Source organism: Acinetobacter sp. TTH0-4 (assembly GCF_015602665.1).
Classification (GTDB): Bacteria; Pseudomonadota; Gammaproteobacteria; order Pseudomonadales; family Moraxellaceae; genus Acinetobacter; species Acinetobacter albensis.
The window spans coordinates 1,615,232-1,635,004 of the sequence record NZ_CP059079.1; the positions used below are offsets into that span (position 1 = coordinate 1,615,232).

Here is a 19,773-nt window from a genome sequence, read left to right on the forward strand (position 1 = left end):
ATCTTACTCAATATTTGAAATTTTATTGATTTCTGCAATCAACTCAGAACGAGAAAGTGTGTTTACATCCAATGCAAATAAAGCATCCAAACGTTTATTAATATGATCAACCGTGACTAAAAAAGCGTTGAGCTTTTCTTCTTCAGGAAGATCTAGATGAGATGGATCAGATAATCCCCAATGTGCCTTAATCGCACCACCTAGATAAAGTGGACAAGCTTCTTGAGCTGCCGAATCACACACAGTAATGACCACATCAGGTTGATACTGTTCACAGTCATCAATGGTCTTACTCGATAAGCCATCGGTAGATAAACGTAAGTTCTGCAAAGTTTTTATGGTGAGTGGGTGAACCTGACCTGAGGGTTGACTACCAGCGCTGTAAGCTTTCCAACCTTCAGGCGCACGGCTATTGAATAACACTTCTGAAAGAATGCTACGACAACTGTTACCCGTACATAAAAATAAAAATTTCATCAGTATTACTCGCAATGCACGGAAATTGAAGAATGAACAAGAGGATTGTTCATGATGTCGTCATTTTGATTTGAGATAATGTTTAAAACCTCATTTGCCCATTCAGGCAGATTGGGATTCAAACGGTAATACACCCATTGCCCTTGTCTTTGATCAAGCAGAATAGAAAGATTTCGAAGTAAGGCCAAATGACGAGAAATCTTCGGTTGGCTAAGTTGCAACTGTTCTGTCAGTTCACATACGCAAACATTTTGTTTGGCCATCACTAACTTTAAAATGTCTAAACGCGTTGCGTCAGAAAGACACTTAAAGAAATCAGTTTGATTCATTTTCTTATAACCCATTATATTCACTATTGCGAATATACGCATAACCATATATAAATGCAATATTGTTTTTGCACTGAGAAAAGTCATGTCACAAAAGATTAAAATTTATCACAATCCTGCTTGTGGAACTTCTAGAAATACACTCGAACTTATCCGAAATACAGGGCAAGAACCTGAAGTGATTGAGTATTTGAAAACGCCACCAAATAAAGCAGAATTAATGACTTTAATTGAAAAATCAGGGCTTTCTGTCCTTGAAGCCATGCGTAAAAATGTTGAACCTTATGAGAAACTGGAATTAGCACAAGAACATTGGAGTGATGATCAGTTGATTAGTTTTATGCTTGAATATCCGATTTTAATTAATCGCCCATTTGTAGTGACGGATCTTGGTATTAAATTATGTAGACCATCTGAGTTAGTACTGGATCTATTATCTGCTCCTTAACTCAATACATTTATCAACTAAAGCGTGTTTGTTCTAATTGCTCCTGATCATCTTTCTCACCCAGCTCAGTGCATGCTTTAGTTTGAATTGAACGTTTCTTGGTTTTCCAAAAAAATTTTCGTCGATAAATAACACCACAAAACAACCTCCTGAAGAAGGCTTATCATAAAATATCGTTTGTTCTCATATTTTTTAGCTTTTTAAGCAACCAGTTTAAAAATGCTCTCTTTTCTCCGAACCTAGGAGCATCTCCAGCATTAAAACCAATGTAATTCCCATTAAAATGAAACTTAAACTTATAAGGCTTTTCAGCTAAAAAGCCATGCTCACCCTGTGTATGCAGTTCTTGTAGAAGTCTTTCAATTTTATCAAACTGTTGTCTTGAAGAAAATGATTCATCTTCTTTTAAAAAGTTATAAATTTGTTCTATTGATTCTGCGGTATTGGTATTCATTGTAATTTCACCTTGAAACCCATGAAGTGAATATAAGTAACATATATATTTTGGGTGTCTACATCGCTTGTATCAGTCATGTATCGAGACGATATAAATTAAATATATTGATTACTTAAATAATGATACAGATCAATCTAGCACAGATATTTTTAAAAAACTTTGAAATATAAATAAGATATAAACTGAACCGTACCGGGTTTGTCGGAGAGTCAATATTCTGAGAGACTATCCCGATGACAAAATTAAAATATACCCCTGAAATCAGAGAAAGAGCGGTTCAATTATTGATTGAATCCGAAAAAGATTATCCATCGAATTGGGCCGCAATCACAGCAATTGCGCCTAAGATTGGTTGTACTCCTGAAACACTACGTGCCTGGCATCAAAAGCATTTAGATCAGCAAAATCCTATTAAAGTACAAGAGATATCTGATCAAGAAAAAATGAAGCAAATGGAACGTGAAATTAAAGAATTAAAGCGTGCCAATGAAATTCTACGTAAAGCAGCCGCTTTTTTCGCCCAGGCGGAGCTCGACCGCCCACACAAATAATGGTGGATTTCATCCATAACAATAAAGATCGATATGGTGTTGATGCGATTTGTAGGATTTTACCGATCGCAGCTTCAACCTATTACCGAACTTTAGATCTCGCGGACAATCCAGAACATCGAGCGAAACGAGATCTACATGATGAGCATCATGCTGAACAAATTAAACGAATTTGGAAAGAAAGTTCAGGTCGATATGGTGTGCGTAAGGTCTGGCAACAATTGAAACGTGAAGGTTATGTTATCGCACGTTGTACAGTTGCTCGATTGATGCAGAAGCTAGGTATACAAGGTGTTTGGCGTGGTAAGAATAAACAAACCACCCGTAGCCGAGATGATCAAAAAAGAGCAGATGATTTAGTGAAACGTAATTTTAATGCTGATCATCCTGACCAACTGTGGGTCGCTGACTTCACGTATATTCAAACAAATTCAGGCTGGGTCTATACCGCCTTTATTATTGATGTGTTCTCACGAGCCATTGTTGGATGGAAAGTATCTACACGAATGAATACAGATATGGTGCTCGATGCATTAGAGCAAGCATTGCATGATCGAGGCATGCCAAAGAACGTGATTCATCATAGTGACAGAGGCGTGCAATATCTTTCCATTCGTTATACCAATCGTTTAGAAGCAGCAAATTTACGAGCATCAGTCGGTACGACCGGTGATTCATACGATAATGCTTTGGCTGAAACGGTGAATGGCTTATACAAAACAGAGGTGATTGAATATTTAAAAGCAGATTGGCAAGGTTTAGCGGATGTACAACTTGCGACATTAAATTGGGTAGATTGGTTCAACAAAAAGCGTGTACACAGTGCACTGGGTTATGTATCGCCTTTTGAGTTTGAAGCAATGTACTATGATAAGATTAACCCGTTAGGTCAGGTGGCCTAACTTAAATAAAAAAGTCTCCGACAAACCCGGTACGGTTCACCATTTCAGATCATTTTTTTGAATATATTTTTCAGACTTGATTGTGGTTAAAAGCTGGGATTAGAACCAAGTGGTCGGTACATAAAAACTAAGTACCACAAAACTCAATAAAGTGACGGTTTCAACGATTTCAATGCTCGCACCAATTGTATCACCAGTTATCCCACCAATACGTTGGATAAACTTATGTCGCAGATAAACCAGACTACCCAGAAAAATAAAGATCAGCACTAAGCCAGCATATCCAAAATATAAGGCGCTGGCTAAGCCTAGCCTTAAAACAATGCCACATCCGAGTTTTGGCAAATATTCTGCAATAGAAAAACCTAGCCCTTTCTCGCGCACATAATGGGTAGTCAAAAATAAAAACAACGCGGTTAAACGTCCCAGAACAGGAAATAAAAGTACTGCTAAAAATAATTGCTGTTCTAATAAGATGTAGATGGCTGACCATTTTAGTAAAGATACTATAATTAAACTGAGTACACCGATTGGCCCACAGTTCGGGTCTTTCATGATTGTTAAAGTACGTTCTTTATCGCCAAAGCCACCAACCCAAGCATCAGCGGTATCGGCCAAACCATCTAAATGCAGACCACCCGTCAACCAAATCCATACCACCAGAACCAGACTTGAAAGCAAAATGTAGGGTAATTCCTGCAATAAAATGACCAAGATCAACAGGATAATTCCGATGATTAGGCCAACCAGTGGATAAAACAATAAAGATTGGGCATTTTGCTGTTGCGTCGGCATTTTTTTTAACTGAATGGGAAATTGAGTCAAAAACTGTAAGGCAATCAAAAATGGTGTCATGATTATTCTTCCTTCAGCAAATGTACCGAAGCATTATCTCGAATGACAAAGGAGTTGAGTTGCCCCAACTCTGCGCTCATTTTAAGAATATCATCTAATTTATGATTCAAAGCGATGCATTTAAGCAGCTTTATTACACCGCCATGTGTCACCACTAAAGCATGCTTCCAATTATTTTTTAACATCTGCTGTTGGATTTTTTCAAAGCTAGTGAGAATTCTCTGCTGAAATTCCTGCAATTTTTCTGCATTGGGCGGCGTAAATACAGTGGGTTGTTGCCAAAAATTTGCTAGTAATTCAGATTCATTTTCATAAATCACCTGAGTTGAAATGCCTTCCCAATCTCCAAAATGCATTTCCTGCAAATTAGAATCAATAATCAACTCAAGCTTTAATTGCTGTGCAATGTGATGTGCAAATAAATGGCATCGCTTTAAAGAAGAACTAAAAACAACGTCCCATTGTAGCTGCTGATGTGTAGATGCCTGTAAAGACTGATCTATAGTTTGCTGCATTTGCGACCAACCTACTTCGGTTAAATCGTCATCCGTTGAACCCCTTAAAGTGTGGCTTAAAGTGGTTTCTCCATGACGTAATAGATCAATCTTTAACATCTACAATCCTAAACCAATATTCTGGAATTAAACTTTTTCGCCAATCACCGCAGCTTCAGTAAAAGTTGCCATGTTGTTGTGTAAGCTACACGCCAATTTAATAATTCCTAATGCAGCCCCTGCACCACTCCCTTCACCTAAACGTAAGTTTAGTTTGAGCAAAGGATTTGCCCGAAGTTCTTCTAATAATCGGCGATGACCATATTCAGCTGACTGATGTCCAAACAACATCCACTCACGAACTGCTGGATTTAAACGTACGGCAAGTAACGCTGAAACTGTCGTAATAAAACCATCAACCACTATAGGAACTCCAAGTTGAGCACAGCGGATATAAGCACCTGTCATGGCTGCTATTTCCAAACCACCCACTGCACACAATGCTTTAAAAGCATCTTGAGCCACATAATCTCGATGCAATGCCAAAGCCTGATTAATTACATTTTTCTTATGAATGAGTTGTTCTGCACGAATACCCGTTCCAACACCTGTTAACTGTTCTGCAGTTTCATTCAATAAAAAGCATGCAACTGCTGAAGCTGAACAGGTATTGCCAATGCCCATTTCCCCTGCGACATAAATAGATGCGCCATACGCCACAGCATCTTCAACACTTTTACGTCCCAAATCCATTGCTGCTATACATTGTGTTTCTGTCATTGCCACGTGATGACTAAAGTTGGCAGTCCCTGCAATGATACAATGGCGTTCTACGCCTTTATATTCATAATCATCACCAACTGTGCCACAATCAATAACTTGTAATCTGGCCCTATATTCTTTAGCAATCACACTGATACATGCACCACCTGAACCGAAATTTTGTAGCATTTGCCGTGTAACTGCTTGCGGATAAGCAGAAATATTTTCCTCCATAATCCCATGATCACCCGCAAAAATGCTAATCCAAGGTCGATCTACCTCTGGACGTTGATTGTCTTGTAAACTTGCCAATTGCACCGCGGTATTTTCAAGTTCAGATAATGACCCTGTCGGTTTGGTCAGTTGTAATTGAAGTTCTTGCGCTAATTTTTTTACTTTTGCACTTGGCGTTTTACACGCATCCAACCACCAGCTCATTATTTCTCTCCTTTTAACATCATGGGAAAACCCGCAACACAAAATACAACTTTTTCGGCAATTTGCCCCAATTGTTGATGTAAACGCCCAGATTCATCAACAAACTTACGGCTGATTTCCCCCATTGGAATCACCCCTAAACCTGTTTCATTACTGACTAAAATCAGTTCCGATTGTAAAGTAGGTAAAACTTCAAGCAATTTTAAGCATTCCTGTGACTGTAATTCAGCATTTTCATGCATCAATAAATTGCTCATCCACAAAGTTAGGCAATCGACAAGAATTAGTTGATTGGGTTCATTCACTCTCATTAAACACTCGGCTAGATATAAAGGTTCTTCAATCACAGTCCAATGCTTGGGTCGTTGTGCTTGATGATGATCAATACGGGCCTGCATTTCACGATCAAATGCCTGTGCCGTTGCAATATAAGTCACGTTTAAATTTGAATCTTTCGCAGCTTGTTCTGCAAAGCGACTTTTACCAGAACGTGCACCGCCTAAAATAAGTTGTATCATGCATTTTCCAATTTAAACTGCTGTAACGGATAAAGCGGGCCTTGTAGTACCTGTGCCTGATACCAACCAAAGGTAATTTGATCGACTGAAAATTCAAAACTTTGCTGTTCTATATTTTGAATATGTTTAAAAATCAGATCACTTTTGAAGCTATGAGAATATAAACCTAAGGTCAAATGTGGATGATAGGTTAAAGGTGCAATTTCATTTGCAGTTTCTTGAAACAAATGACGAATCTGTTCAAGTAGATTGCTGTCATCCATCACCTCTACAAATAAAGCACTTTCAAAACTATTAATCCTTCCAGTTTTTAATTTAATTTTTTTTGGTCTTTGTGCAATTAATGTCTGGAGATGTTGCTGCATAGCTACGAGATTAAAATCATCATCTCGAACAGGCTTGTGCTGCGTTAAAAAGCCACATACGAATAAAGTAATATGAAACTGTCGGCTATTTGGAGTGTATAAAAAATCCGAAAATTCAGAACGTAGCTGATTTAGATAAGCCAGTAATTCTGGATGTTCAATATGAATATACCAGAGTGAATAATACTCACGACCACAATGCCATTCAGGATAATCCCCTGTAAGGGTCGGAATAACAGAAGTTGAAGAGTTTAAGAACACATTATTATCACTTTAAATTCAATCTTATCATTAGAACGTACCTAGCTGTGCTGACTTTTAATCTTGATCTAGTACATCAGCAAATTGCGCACTCAATACCCATATGAGATCTTGAGGCTTTATACCGATATCCAAACCTCGTTTTCCACCACTGATATAAATTTTATTTAGTAATTCGGCTGACTGATCAATTACCGTTTTTAAACGCTTTTTCTGTCCTATTGGACTAATACCGCCAACCAAATAACCTGTTAAGCGCTCAGCATCTTTAGGCTCTGCCATCTGTAATTTTTTAGCACCCACTGCCGCAGCAATTTTCTTTAAACTTAACTGATGTGCAACAGGTAAAACTGCAACATAGAAATTTTTGCTATCCGTTACCAGTAATGTTTTAAAAACTTCCCTTACATCTAAATTAAGCTTTTGGGCAGCTTCTAATCCAAAACTTTTTGCGTGTACATCATGTTCATATTCATGAATTGAAAATTCAATTGCACTCGATTTTAAAACTTTGCAAGCAGGTGTCATTTTTAATGGATTAATCGTCAGTTTATTCAATTATATGCTTTTTCAAACTGAATGTTTAGTTTGCTTAGGCTATTTATTCCTAAATTCACTTCCAATCAATGACTTTAAAAGTTGGTGTTTTGATTTAAATTAAGCATGAACTTTCACATAAATGCTCTTTTAACAATACAATTCATATTACTTTAAATCGTTTATTTATAAAATTTGATTGTCGATTGAACCGCTATAAACCCATTTTAATTGAAAAAATCTGCATACATTGAATTACTCATTCAAATCCATTTTAACCGACAAACCATTTATATAAAAAATATCAATATCATTAACATGCTTTTATTATGTGATCGAAAAATTTTATTTTAATTTTTAAAAAACAGTTGGTTAATAAAATAACCATATAAAACATAAATATACATGCACCAAATTAGGGCCTACTATCATCATTTAAAATATACTTTTATATCTTTAAGATATAGTATCCAAAATTAGTATTTCTCAAATTTATGATGGAGTTGGCTTTTTCTTCTTTACAATGCTTCTTTTTCCTCCTTTCTGAAGTATTAATATTGCTGAGCGATTAAGTACTTTAGCTATTTAAAATTCTTTCCATCGTAAAAGGTATTCAGATAATGGATTTCAGTACCCTTTAACCAGAAGCTATTAAGAAGAAACAAAAGTTTCATCAGATCTTATATGTACAGGTCATCTTTGCAATTATCTTAGGTATCCTTTTAGGACATTTTTATCCAGAATTTGGCGAAAGTTTAAAACCTTTAGGCGATGCTTTTATTAAAATCGTGAAAATGATTATTGCCCCAGTCATTTTTTTAACAGTGGTGACTGGTATTGCCAGTATGACCAATATGAGTCGTGTTGGGCGTGTCACTGGTAAGGCAATGTTGTACTTCTTTACATTTTCTTCACTTGCCCTTGTTATAGGCATGGTAGTGGCAAACATTATTCAACCTGGTAAAGGCTTGAATATTGATCCAACCACACTGGCAACCGATAAAGTTGCAGGCTATGTCGAAAAAGCACACGACGCGACCTTGGTCGATTTCTTCATGAATATTATTCCAAAGACTTTAATTAGTCCTTTGGCTGAAGGAAGTATTCTACAAGTTCTATTCGTAGCCGTTTTATTTGGTATTTCATTAGCTGCAATTGGTGATCGTGGTCGTCCTATTGTAGATCTTTTAAATAACCTAACAGCACCTGTATTTTACCTCGTGGGCATGCTCATGAAATTAGCACCGATTGGTGCATTTGGTGCAATGGCATTTACTATTGGTGCTTATGGTATTCAATCTATTGGTAATTTATTACTATTGATTATGACGTTCTATATCACCGCTCTCTTATTTATCCTGATTATTTTAGGTGCTGTTGCTCGTTATAATGGTTTCTCAATTTTAGCACTAATCCGTTATATTAAAGATGAATTATGGCTTGTATTAGGAACCAGTTCTTCAGAAGCTGCGCTACCCTCTCTTATGCATAAAATGGAAAAAGCAGGCTGTGAGAAATCTGTAGTCGGTTTAGTGATACCAACAGGATATTCATTTAACCTTGACGGTACTAATATTTATATGACGATGGCCGCTTTATTTATTGCACAGGCCTGTAATGTCGATTTATCAATTGGCGAACAAGTCGCATTATTGCTGGTTGCAATGGTGAGTTCTAAAGGTGCAGCGGGCGTAACTGGTGCAGGTTTTATTACATTAGCTGCCACGCTGTCAGTCGTACCTGCCGTTCCCGTCGCTGGTATGGCACTTATTTTAGGGATTGACCGTTTTATGTCTGAGTGCCGTGCATTGACCAACCTTGTTGGGAATGCGTGTGCAACCATTGTGGTTGCTCGTTGGGACAATGCTCTAGATAAAGACGTTTTAAATGAAGCCCTAAATAAACCAAAACAGTCATAAAGTTTTCTTATTTTAAAAAAGAAAAAGAGCCTAATTAGGCTCTTTTTCATCTTTAATCTCTGTTTAAGAATTGATCAATTACCCCAAATTTCTGAAAGATTTTTGCACGACGTTTTGGATGAATATTGGCTTTATTTAAATCACCTTGATAATGATCAAAAACACGTTTATCCATCATTTTAAACCATAAGGATGGAATTAAAGCGGGCAATAACATGGTGGCATAACCACTTGGTAATTCTGGTGCTTCATCAAAATGACGCAAGGCTTGAAAAGGCCGTGTCGGATAAGCATGATGATCTGAATGACGTTGTAACTGATACAAAAATAAATTGGTGGTGATGTTATTGTTATTCCAACTGTGCTCAGGCATGGTTCGTGCAAAAGATCCATCTTCTTTTTGTTCACGCATTAAACCATAATGTTCAATGTAATTAATGACTTCGAACAAACTTACTCCATAAAAGGCTTGCGTCGCCAAGTAAGGGATAATCTCTCGCCCAAACAGGTTTAACAATGTAGCGTGAAATCCAGCACTCATCGCCCAGCCTTGAAATAGTTCATTTTGGGGACTAAAAAATGACAGACCTTTACGTTTTAAACGATTTTTTTCAATCTCTATAGCCGATTTTAAGCCACCAAAAACTGTTCTTGGCCAGAACTCATAGAAGGTTTCTCCCATTTTCGAAGATGCGGGATCATCGGGAGTAGCTGCACGTCTATGATGCCCATACGGATGTTCAACTCGAAAATGGTTATAAAATAACGGCATTAAAGTCGCATGTGAAAGATAATGATCTTTTTTATGGGGTCGGTGTGACAACTCATGTGCAGTATTGACTCCAATACCATTAATCGCACCCATGGAAATACCCAGTAAAATTTGATCGATAAATGAAGTACTTTTTCGACTGACCACATAAGCTGCAAAAACATTGGCAGTCATTTGTAAAGGGATAAAGAGTTTTACAATACGGTCATAATATGGATCTTTGACCAATGATTGGATTTGTTCATTTTCAGGATTGTTATTGTCCTGTCCAACAATAGAATCAATACTGGGAATAATGACATGTAAAAGTAAAGGTCCACCTAAAGCAAAGATTTTTTTTGTTGCTTTAGGGCCAAAATGATAACCTGCCAAAATACCCATTCCAAGCACAGGTAAACCCGGACTCAGTAACCACCAATAGCGCTTTTTATCTAACGCTAAGCCTGAAGAAGTAGGCACAATTTGAAGGTGGTCTTGATTTAAATTTAATGGCGCATTCATGCGATATGCTTCCCTATTTTCTGTTCTATCGCTATATTTATAGAAATAAGCCCTCAAGAACAGTTGTGAGCGTCCAAAAAACCTATCTAAACGTCCTTGGCTTAAGACCTAAAATCACATACTTATACTATTTGAGAATTCTTATACTTTAATTCGCTGCTGAAGAACGATAATCATGGATGCTTTAAGTAAAATATTTGATGATATTCATCTTAATCGATCTGAATATATCTATTTAAAACCGCAAGGTAATTGGGTGCATTGTTATCAAGAACAAGATGCCATGATTGGTTATGTGGTTTTGGTCGGTAGTATGATGCTACAACTCAATTCACATACTCAGCTTTATGTTGAAGCTGGAGATCTCATTCTGATTCCATCAGGACAAAATCACTCCTGTTCAAGTCATACACACAGCAATTTGGTAGAAGCTTTAGATATCACGACACTTTTTGATCAAAAAAGACAAGAAACCATTGAATTTGGCAGTCCGAGTGGAGAATCTACACTCATTTTAGCGATCCGCTGCCATCTTGATACCCTTATGGCGCGCCCTTTACTGCATGCCCTACCCCCCTATATTCACATTCATCATATTACAGGCAGTGCAGCACCAGAATGGTTGCAAATTGGTTTACATTTTTTAGCAATTGAGGCGTATCAAATCCGGCCCGGACGCGACAAAATTTTAGATCATCTGGTGAGTATTCTTTTTATTGAATGCGTTCGTGACTACATTGCACAATTAAACGATTCTAATAATTGGCTTAGCGCGCTGTCGCATCCTGAACTATCAAATGCTTTAGCAGCCATTCATAGCCAACCAGAATTGGCATGGACAGTTGAAACATTGGCTGAGCAATGCTGTATGTCCCGCTCTAAATTTGCCACCTTATTTAGCCAGATCGTGGGTGAAACGCCATTGGCATATTTGCAACAATACCGTTTCCGTTTGGCTTCACAACACTTACGTGCAGGACAATTTTCCATTCAACAAATTGCGCACCGAGTCGGTTATTCTTCCGAAACCGCCTTTAGCCAAACTTTTAAAAAACTGTTTAGTTTAACCCCAAGCCAGTATCGTCAACAGTTTCAGTAGATTTTACTGATTTTAAGGTATTGAGAATAGCCTGAACGGGATCTTCACTATTACCTGCAAGCAATTGTTTATGCATAGTAATGTGCTGCATCGCTTGAATTTGTGCGGTTTCAACATTCATTAATTTTTCTATTTCAGCCGCTAAGTTTTCGGCGGTGGCGTCATTTTGAATGAGTTCACGAATCACTTTTTTACCTGCAATAATATTGGGCAAAGAATAATACGGAATTTTGATCAGAAATTTAACCACCACATAGGTCAACCAATTCAGCTTATAAAAAGTGACCATTGGGCGATGTAATAACATTGCCTCTAAAGTTGCGGTTCCCGATGCCAAAGCGACAATATTTGAGGCATTCATGACTTGGCGACCAATTTTAGATTCAATATCACTATTCTCCATCAGTTTAATTTTGGCCACAAAGTCACTTGGATAATCTTTTAATAATGCTTCAATTTGTTGCTGACGCGCATCATTAATCGCAGGAATTAAAAAAATATATTCTGGATATTTTTGATAAATAATGTTAGCAGCATCCAATACCAAAGGGCCAAGTCTTTCAATTTCACCACGGCGGCTACCCGGCAAAAGTGCAATATGCTTATCTTCAATATTTAAATTAAGCTCTTGCTTTGCTTCTATAATTGGATTTTTAAGCGGCAATTGACTTGCCAAAGGATGTCCAACACAAGCAGCAGGCACATCAAATTTATGATAAAAAGACTTTTCAAACGGAAATAAGCAGAGCACTAAATCAATACTGGCTTTAATACCATGTACCCGTCCCTGACGCCATGCCCACACTGAAGGACTGACATATTGAACGGTTTTAATCGGTAGATTTTTTTGTTTTAAGCTTTTCGATAAACGTAAATTAAAATCTGGCGCATCAATACCAATAAAAATATCAACTGGATCTTTACTCCAAGTTTCAACCAAGCCATCACGTACTGCAAATAGTTTTTTAATGTCTTTAAGAACTTCAACAATCCCCATAACCGATAAAACATCCATCGGATAAGCACTTTTAAACCCCTCAGCGATCATCTGTGGTCCACCAATGCCTTCAAATTCAGCATCAATTCCTTGCTCACGAAAACTGCGGATTAGTTTTGCACCCAAAGTATCACCTGATACTTCTCCAACCACTATACCGATTTTAAGCTTCCGATTTTGCAAGACTTTTATCCTATTTAGATTTAGAACTATTTTAACATATTCAATTTATTTAAAGCGTAATCTTAAAATCACTTTCTAAACATGGCTTAAAGCATTTCTATCTAAATTCTCACTCTTTTTATTTATTTTAATTCAAAAACTCAATTACTTCTGTCTTGCGTTCAGACCATACAAACAATAATATTAATGATAATTATTTTCACTTAGAATCACTCATGCAATCCATCTCTCCTCTCTTTTATCAAAGCTTCAAATTATCTTTACTCAGTTTTGCGATTTTAAGTGTTCAATATAGCTTTGCAGAAAACCTTATTGAAAATGAAAGCCAAACCTTATCTACGATTCAACTCCAAGCCCAAGCAGAAAATACAAATGAGAGTTCTGAAAAAACCAAAGCTTATACTGTAAAAAATAGTAGCAGTGCTTCAAAACTCAATATTGCAGTCAAAGAGACCCCTCAAACCGTCAATGTAGTCACACGCCAGCAAATTGAAGATTTTGGTTTAAATTCAACACGTGAAATTTTAAAAAATACACCTGGGGTCACTGTTCAGAGTCAGGAAACAGAACGTAGCTCTTATATGTCACGCGGTTTTGAAATTTCAAATATTCTCACTGATGGTGTAGGCTTCCCATTAAGCAGTTATAACTATAATAATACCAATCCCGATACTTACTTTTATGACCGCGTCGAAGTAGTCAAAGGCGCCGATGCCCTATCGAATGCCTTTGGTGACCCAAGTGCAACCATTAATAATATTCGTAAACGACCAACTAAAGAGTTACAGGCCAACGCAGGACTGAGTTATGGATCTTGGAATACAAAGCGTTATGAAGCAGACGTTTCTGGTTCACTTTCTCCAGATGGACGAGTACGTGGTCGCCTCATGGGATATGAGCAAACGGGAGATTCGCATCTTGACCGATATTCTTCTGAAAAAAATGGCTTTGCAGGCATTTTAGAAGCAGACATTACAGATACTACTTTATTTACTGTGGGTTATAGTCAAAACCAAAATAAACCCAATGCCAATAATTGGGGGGCTTTACCACTACTTGATGCCAATGGAAAACAACTGGCTTATGACCGCAATTACAATCCAAATCCAGATTGGGCACATTGGGACAATGAAACCCAAGATGCTTTCCTAGAATTACAACAAAAACTTGGCAAAAAATGGACTGCAAAACTGAGCTATAACTATAGTGATACTGAACACAATAGCCGCTTGCTTTATTACTATGGCAATCCTCAAGCAGATGGTTCAGGCGTTTCACTCACAGCTTGGGGTGGCAAAGAACAACTGCGTAAACATTTTACTGATTTGAATTTCCAAGGTACTTTTAACTTACTCAATCAAGAGCATGAAGCTACATTAGGATACAGTCATATTCAAACACATCAATACGATCAACAATCGAGTGGTGTTATTAATGACAGTAATATTAATAATGTAGCAGGTATTTATGATGGTGTGCCTTATCTAACTCAATACACAACAAATTGGGCGAGCTGGACACCACAATCAGTTACATGGTCTGAGTTTAGTGATGCAGCGGACTATAAACAAAAAATTAACTCTTACTATGCTGCTACACGTCTTCATTTAAATGATGACTTGAAATTAATCTTAGGTGGCAATTACGTTCAGGCGAAAAGTCATGGCAGTAGCTATGGTTCTCCAATGGATTACAGTGAAAGTAAATTATCGCCCTATGCAGGTTTAACTTATAATTTCAGCCCTGAATATACAGGTTATATGAGCTATACCTCTATTTTCCGTCCACAAACAGGGATTGAAGAAACAACGCGTCAAGCTTTAAAACCTGTTGAAGGTGAAAGTTATGAAATGGGGATTAAAAGCGCATGGCTCAATGATCGATTAACAGGTTCAATGAGTGTCTTTAGAACGGAACAAAATAATTATCCATTGCGTAATTCCGATGGTAACCCATTAAATCGTACGTCTAAGACCAGCGATTTACTTTCTCAAGGCGTAGAAATTGGCTTGGCCGGACAAATTAACGATGATATCAACCTCGCTTTTGGTTACACCCAATTTAGCTTAAAAGATATAAAAAATGGTGGTGCAGCACGAACCTATAATCCAAACCAAACCATTAATCTGTTAGCAACTTATACCGTACCTACTTTACCTCAACTGAAAGTCGGTGCTGGGCTGCAATGGCAAGACAATATTAAATTGTATGATGCGACTTTAAATAGCACCATCACTCAAGATGCTTATGCCTTAGTCAATTTAATGGCCAGTTATGAAGTAAATGATCATATTTTGCTACAAGCAAATGCTAAAAATGTCACCGATAAAAAATACTTAAATAGCTTTCCCGATGGACAAGCTTTTTACGGCGAACCTGCTAACTATTCTGTGGCAGTGAAATTCAAATATTAAATAATTAACTTGGCCTGATGATTTAGGCGTGATTTTTGTGAGCACAGTGACCTTCCCTTATGAGTAAAACCGTATCTTTCTCTTATCGAATCTCTGTGCTCTATCGATTTATTATTGCATTTATCGTGGGCTACATTTGTACTTCTTTATTGATTCACAATCTCACCCTAATTTTGAATACTGTACTGCCGAAAGCAGAATCAATTTATTTGGCAGCCTTCTTCAGTCTTCTGTTTTTTATTGGTTTTGTGATCAGTAGTTTTTGTATTTACACGGTGCGTAAATTAAGTTTGATCAGTTTCAGTTTGTTGGTATGTCTAGCTGTAATATATTGGATATTAGGATAAGTCATGCAAAAATCAATACGTCAATCCATGGCATGGCTGCATTCTTGGACAGGATTAATCTTTGGCTGGCTCATGTTCGCCATTTTTTTAATGGGTGCACTGTCATATTATCGTCAAGAAATCAGCCTTTGGATGCAACCACCTCTGACCCAAATACAGGTTAATCAAGACACAGCTCTACATTCTGCATACCAGTATTTAGAACAAAATGCGCCAAATGCCAAAACATGGACGATCAACATCGCCAATGAACAGAAGCCAGTCAACCAACTATATTGGCAAAAAGCCGATGGAGCATATGAAAATAAGACTTTAAATCCGAATACTGCAACAGAAGTCAGCCTAACCGAAACACTCGGGGGAGATTTTTTCTATTTATTCCACTTCCAACTGTTCGGCATGAATTATTTGCTTGGTCGATTAATTGTGTCACTCGCGGCATTTATTATGTTGATTGCCTTGGTTTCAGGCATCATTACGCATAAAAAAATCTTTGTCGATTTCTTTACTTTACGTGCTTTTAAAGGTCAACGTTCGTATTTAGATTTTCATAATGTCAGCTCGGTTATTGCCCTTCCTTTCTTTCTCACTATTACATTTACAGGTTTAGCTATTTTCTTTTATTTATATTTACCTTGGGGTATGCAAAAACTTTATCCTGAAAATAACTACCAATATTTCGATGAAATTAATACAAAAATCGCTCCCAAAATTGAAAAAAACTCGCCCGCTCAAATGCAATCTATTGAGCGCTTGATACAACCTGTGCAACAAAAATGGGGCAAAACTGAGTTCAACACTATCCATGTGAAAAATCCAAATACCCAACAGGCACAAATTACTTTTATCGAACGTAAAGATCATTCGATTACCCGTAATCAAGCACAAATGACTTTCAATGCTATTACAGGGCAGCCATTATCAAGTAGTAAAAATGAGAGTGCAATTGCCACACTGAATGCAGGTGTATACGGATTACATATGGCAACTTTTGCACAACCCCTGCTCCGTTTGGCCTTGTTATTTTCAGGCTTACTCGGCTGCGCGATGATTGCATCAGGTTTATTGCTCTGGAGTTTAAAGCGACAACTACAAAATAAGCAGCAACAATTTCACTTTGGACATTATTTGGTTCAGCGACTTAATATTACGGCTATTCTAGGTTTACCAATTGCAGTTATGAGCTATTTTTATGCCAACCGCATCGGTTTATCTCTGCATAGTTCCCAAAACTATGAAGTCATAACTTTTTTTAGCGTATGGTTGGCTGTTTTTATTTTAAGTTTATGTTTAAAAAAACAATATCTTTGGAAAGTACAATTAAGCATATTTATTACATTGGCCTTTAGTTTGGTCGTCTTTAATCTGCTTTATCTGCTTTATCTGCTTAAACAAGACAGTATTCAGGATTTTATAGATTATTGGACTTTCTTGAGAATTGACATTTTTATTGTGCTTTTTGCTTTATTGGCTATATTTTTATATAAAAATATCCACCCCATTCAACTCAAAGCGCACACCAAAATAAAAAATAAGCTTGATAAAAATGCTCAATTAAAAAATCTGGACGGTCTTTGATGAATATTTTATGGAGTTTGCTCATCATTTTATGTGCTATTTTTGGTTTATATAAATTGAGTGAAAAACAAATCAAGAAAACTCAGCAATCCAAATGGTCATTTCTAGCGATTAAGCCTCGAACCACCCGATTCATGTGTTTGTTCCTTCTCCTCATTTCTATTTTTTTATTGATGAAACAACAGGTTTTTTCAATTGGTTTTATTAGCTTTTGGATTTTTTTGACTCCGCTTTTATGGTTGTTTATCTTTTGCGTCAATGAACTCAAAATTAAGAACAAAGAATATTCAAAATAGATGGAGTTATTTTTTAAATAAGAGTATCCAAATATATTAAATCGACTTTAGCTTTTTTTTGAATAAGCAAATCAATAATCAAGACAACGGCTTATACAAAAAAATCATAACATATCTACGTTTTTTGATATTTGGCATATAACCATGTTTGGTCCACTCGAATTTATTTTAGCAGGTGTATTGGTCGGTTTTTGTGTAGGTATTACAGGTGTTGGAGGTGGCTCTTTGATGACCCCCATCCTGATTAGTTTATTTAGAATTGAACCACATATTGCGATTGGTACAGATTTGTTATATGCCGCTATTTCCAAATTTTGTGGCTCGTTTGTACATGCCAAAAAATTGAATATTGTCTGGCCCATTGTGATTTGGCTAGCAGTCGGAAGTATTCCTGCTTCACTTGCCACACACTGGGTTCTAGAAAATTATTTAAGCCAATCTTCAAGTTATAAAGCCGTACTGACAACAGTACTTGGTTTTATGTTGACTTTAACTGGGATCTCTATTGTTTTCCGCGCTCAAATTGAACGTTTCTTTAATAAGTTTCGTAAAAATGATGCCTTAGATATGACCCAAGACTTAGAGAAAGTAAATTTTCAAGCCAAAGATAAACGTGCTTTGATTGTCATTATGGGCATTGTACTGGGTGTATTTGTGACCCTCTCATCTGTTGGTGCAGGCGCATTTGGGATTATGGCCTTAGTACTGATGTTTCCCAACTTACCCATGATTCGTATTATCGGTTCTGATGTCGTACATGCTGTACTTTTAACCTTAGTCGCTGGACTGGGACACATGAGCTCAGGAAATGTAGATTTTCATTTACTCGGTTGGCTGTTGGTTGGTTCAATTCCTGCCATTATCATCGGTACTTTAATCAGTTCCCGTTTACCTGAAAAAATTATTCGTAAAGTTTTAGGCATCACATTATTTGCATTAGGGATTAACTTCATTCTGCATCCAGTGAAAGCAAAACCAGTGGAAAAACCGACCACTGCCATGATTTCAACACTTGAACATAGCAGTCAAGCTTAGACTCTCTATTCGATTCATCTGTATTCTCATGATTTTATTGGTCTGTGCTATAGCAACTCACCAATAGAATCGTGTTATATTCAGGCTACTAAAAAAACTCTTGTATGATCAAACCAGTGACGGCAATGAATACACTACAGTCAAATTCTATTACACAATCCGACATCGATGACGTGAATGTACAAAGCATTCAGCCTCTCGTAACTCCTGCTGAATTAAAAAAAGAGTTACCTTTAACTGAACATGCCTATCAAACGGTATTAAAAGGTCGTGAAACTATTCGCAATATTCTTGACGGGACTGACAAACGCCTATTTGTGGTTATTGGTCCTTGTTCAATTCATGACACAGTTGCAGCTCATGACTACGCAGATCGTTTAAAAGTTTTAAGCGAAAAAATTAAAGATTCAATTTATGTGGTTATGCGGGTTTATTTTGAAAAACCACGTACAACTGTCGGTTGGAAAGGTTTAATTAACGATCCTGATATGAATGATTCTTTTAATATCGAAAAAGGTCTTCGTATAGGTCGTCAGCTGTTGGTTGAATTAAATCAAAAGGGTTTACCGTGTGCAACTGAAGCACTTGATCCGAACTCACCACAATATTATCAAGATCTGATTTCATGGTCAGCGATTGGTGCGCGTACCACTGAAAGCCAGACACACCGTGAAATGTCATCCGGTTTATCATCACCAGTAGGTTTTAAAAATGGTACAGATGGTGGCTTAACCGTTGCAACCAATGCGATGCAATCGGTAAAACATGGTCACAGTTTCTTAGGACTCAATGATCAAGGTCAAGTCTCTGTCATTCGTACCAGTGGTAACCAGTATGGGCATGTTGTGCTTCGTGGTGGTAACGGTAAACCAAATTATGATGCGGGTTCTGTAGCTGAAGCTGAAAATGCCTTAGCAAAAGCCAAAGTCAGTACCAAAATCATGATTGATACCAGTCATGCTAACTCCAATAAAGACCCCTATTTACAACCCTTGGTTCTGAAAAACATCACAGAACAAATTCAGGATGGTAATAAATCTATTGTTGGAATTATGGTGGAAAGTCATATTAAAGGTGGCCGCCAAGATATTCCAACCAATCTAGATGATCTTGAATATGGTCAATCTGTGACGGATGGCTGTATTGATTGGGAAACTACAGAAAAAGCCTTACTCGATATGCATGAAGCATTGAAAGACGTTTTACCAAATCGTTAAATCACCTAAAACGCCATCTCG

The 19,773-nt window shown here is 37.1% G+C and carries 18 protein-coding genes, 1 pseudogene and 1 other annotated feature; of the genes and pseudogenes, 8 read left to right on the forward strand and 11 right to left on the reverse strand.

The features are described 5' to 3' along the window. Nucleotides 1-3 precede the first annotated feature (3 nt). Together H0S58_RS07505 and H0S58_RS07510 are read right to left on the reverse strand one after the other, a co-directional pair. The gene (locus tag H0S58_RS07505) at nucleotides 4-477 is read right to left on the reverse strand and encodes an arsenate reductase ArsC (RefSeq protein WP_195726179.1); all 474 of its coding nucleotides are present in this window, start codon (nucleotides 475-477) and stop codon (nucleotides 4-6) included. Nucleotides 478-482: 5 nt separating this feature from the next. Continuing rightward, nucleotides 483-806, reverse strand: a complete 324-nt coding sequence (locus H0S58_RS07510; protein WP_092720663.1) for a metalloregulator ArsR/SmtB family transcription factor — start codon at nucleotides 804-806, stop codon at nucleotides 483-485. Nucleotides 807-891: 85 nt separating this feature from the next. On the opposite strand from H0S58_RS07510, the pseudogene arsC reads away from it, so the two are divergent. Further along, nucleotides 892-1,251 (forward strand): annotated as a pseudogene (gene arsC / locus H0S58_RS07515) (arsenate reductase (glutaredoxin)); the annotation flags it as partial. Nucleotides 1,252-1,417: 166 nt separating this feature from the next. Here arsC and H0S58_RS07520 read toward each other — a convergent pair. Continuing rightward, on the reverse strand, nucleotides 1,418-1,708 hold the full coding sequence (locus tag H0S58_RS07520) for a hypothetical protein (protein WP_053578121.1): 291 nt from the start codon (nucleotides 1,706-1,708) through the stop codon (nucleotides 1,418-1,420). A gap of 236 nt (nucleotides 1,709-1,944) precedes the next feature. Here H0S58_RS07520 and H0S58_RS07525 point away from each other — a divergent pair. Next, nucleotides 1,945-3,164 (forward strand): IS3 family transposase gene (locus H0S58_RS07525; RefSeq protein ID WP_195726180.1). Its coding sequence is split into 2 segments (ribosomal slippage): nucleotides 1,945-2,221 and nucleotides 2,221-3,164, totalling 1,221 coding nucleotides; the frame shifts between segments, so codons are not numbered across the junction. Then, nucleotides 2,220-2,336 (forward strand) — a sequence feature (AL1L pseudoknot). Its footprint overlaps the gene before it by 117 nt. Nucleotides 3,165-3,263: 99 nt before the next feature. Here the strand turns inward: H0S58_RS07525 and H0S58_RS07530 are convergent. Genes H0S58_RS07530 through ybaK form a run of 6 tightly spaced genes read right to left on the reverse strand, consistent with a single transcriptional unit; the run spans nucleotide 3,264 to nucleotide 7,385 of the window. After that, nucleotides 3,264-4,019 (reverse strand): adenosylcobinamide-GDP ribazoletransferase, encoded by a 756-nt coding sequence (locus H0S58_RS07530; RefSeq protein WP_195726181.1) that lies wholly within the window; start codon nucleotides 4,017-4,019, stop codon nucleotides 3,264-3,266. 2 nt (nucleotides 4,020-4,021) lie between these two features. Next, nucleotides 4,022-4,633: a histidine phosphatase family protein gene (locus tag H0S58_RS07535; RefSeq protein WP_195726182.1), complete on the reverse strand. Its 612-nt coding sequence runs from the start codon at nucleotides 4,631-4,633 to the stop codon at nucleotides 4,022-4,024. Nucleotides 4,634-4,660: 27 nt separating this feature from the next. Then, nucleotides 4,661-5,713, reverse strand: coding sequence for a nicotinate-nucleotide--dimethylbenzimidazole phosphoribosyltransferase (gene cobT / locus H0S58_RS07540; protein ID WP_195726183.1), 1,053 nt, complete (start codon nucleotides 5,711-5,713; stop codon nucleotides 4,661-4,663). Continuing rightward, nucleotides 5,713-6,231 (reverse strand): bifunctional adenosylcobinamide kinase/adenosylcobinamide-phosphate guanylyltransferase, encoded by a 519-nt coding sequence (cobU, locus tag H0S58_RS07545; RefSeq protein ID WP_195726184.1) that lies wholly within the window; start codon nucleotides 6,229-6,231, stop codon nucleotides 5,713-5,715. The genes cobT and cobU overlap by 1 nt, the downstream gene beginning before the upstream one ends. Next, nucleotides 6,228-6,857, reverse strand: coding sequence for a 2'-5' RNA ligase family protein (locus tag H0S58_RS07550; protein WP_195726185.1), 630 nt, complete (start codon nucleotides 6,855-6,857; stop codon nucleotides 6,228-6,230). Before H0S58_RS07550 ends, cobU begins: the two co-directional genes overlap by 4 nt. 57 nt (nucleotides 6,858-6,914) lie before the next feature. After that, nucleotides 6,915-7,385: a Cys-tRNA(Pro) deacylase gene (ybaK, locus tag H0S58_RS07555; RefSeq protein ID WP_195727581.1), complete on the reverse strand. Its 471-nt coding sequence runs from the start codon at nucleotides 7,383-7,385 to the stop codon at nucleotides 6,915-6,917. A gap of 659 nt (nucleotides 7,386-8,044) precedes the next feature. On the opposite strand from ybaK, the gene H0S58_RS07560 reads away from it, so the two are divergent. Continuing rightward, nucleotides 8,045-9,313: a dicarboxylate/amino acid:cation symporter gene (locus tag H0S58_RS07560; protein ID WP_195727582.1), complete on the forward strand. Its 1,269-nt coding sequence runs from the start codon at nucleotides 8,045-8,047 to the stop codon at nucleotides 9,311-9,313. 52 nt (nucleotides 9,314-9,365) lie between these two features. Here H0S58_RS07560 and H0S58_RS07565 read toward each other — a convergent pair whose 3' ends face one another. Continuing rightward, entirely contained in the window at nucleotides 9,366-10,586 is a 1,221-nt protein-coding gene (locus tag H0S58_RS07565) for an alkane 1-monooxygenase (protein WP_195726186.1), read from the reverse strand. A 175-nt stretch (nucleotides 10,587-10,761) separates the two neighbouring features. Between H0S58_RS07565 and H0S58_RS07570 the strand changes: the two genes are divergently transcribed. Then, nucleotides 10,762-11,685, forward strand: coding sequence for an AraC family transcriptional regulator (locus H0S58_RS07570; RefSeq protein ID WP_195726187.1), 924 nt, complete (start codon nucleotides 10,762-10,764; stop codon nucleotides 11,683-11,685). Here the strand turns inward: H0S58_RS07570 and lpxB are convergent. Further along, the gene (gene lpxB / locus H0S58_RS07575; protein ID WP_195726188.1) at nucleotides 11,645-12,865 is read right to left on the reverse strand and encodes a lipid-A-disaccharide synthase; all 1,221 of its coding nucleotides are present in this window, start codon (nucleotides 12,863-12,865) and stop codon (nucleotides 11,645-11,647) included. The two genes, H0S58_RS07570 and lpxB, sit on opposite strands and share 41 nt — an antisense overlap. Nucleotides 12,866-13,080: 215 nt before the next feature. Here lpxB and H0S58_RS07580 point away from each other — a divergent pair, with 215 nt between their 5' ends. The 4 genes from H0S58_RS07580 to H0S58_RS07595 all read left to right on the forward strand — a co-directional run bounded on the left by H0S58_RS07580 (nucleotide 13,081) and on the right by H0S58_RS07595 (nucleotide 19,752). Next, nucleotides 13,081-15,279, forward strand: coding sequence for a TonB-dependent siderophore receptor (locus H0S58_RS07580; protein WP_195726189.1), 2,199 nt, complete (start codon nucleotides 13,081-13,083; stop codon nucleotides 15,277-15,279). 350 nt (nucleotides 15,280-15,629) lie between these two features. Beyond that, complete coding sequence (locus H0S58_RS07585; RefSeq protein WP_195726190.1) at nucleotides 15,630-17,204, forward strand: PepSY-associated TM helix domain-containing protein; 1,575 nt, start codon at nucleotides 15,630-15,632, stop codon at nucleotides 17,202-17,204. A 440-nt stretch (nucleotides 17,205-17,644) separates the two neighbouring features. Continuing rightward, complete coding sequence (locus H0S58_RS07590) at nucleotides 17,645-18,535, forward strand: sulfite exporter TauE/SafE family protein (protein WP_053577824.1); 891 nt, start codon at nucleotides 17,645-17,647, stop codon at nucleotides 18,533-18,535. A gap of 125 nt (nucleotides 18,536-18,660) precedes the next feature. Continuing rightward, nucleotides 18,661-19,752 carry a 3-deoxy-7-phosphoheptulonate synthase gene (locus tag H0S58_RS07595; protein ID WP_053580201.1) on the forward strand — a complete coding sequence of 364 codons (1,092 nt, stop codon included), beginning with the start codon at nucleotides 18,661-18,663 and terminating at the stop codon, nucleotides 19,750-19,752. Nucleotides 19,753-19,773 lie beyond the last annotated feature (21 nt).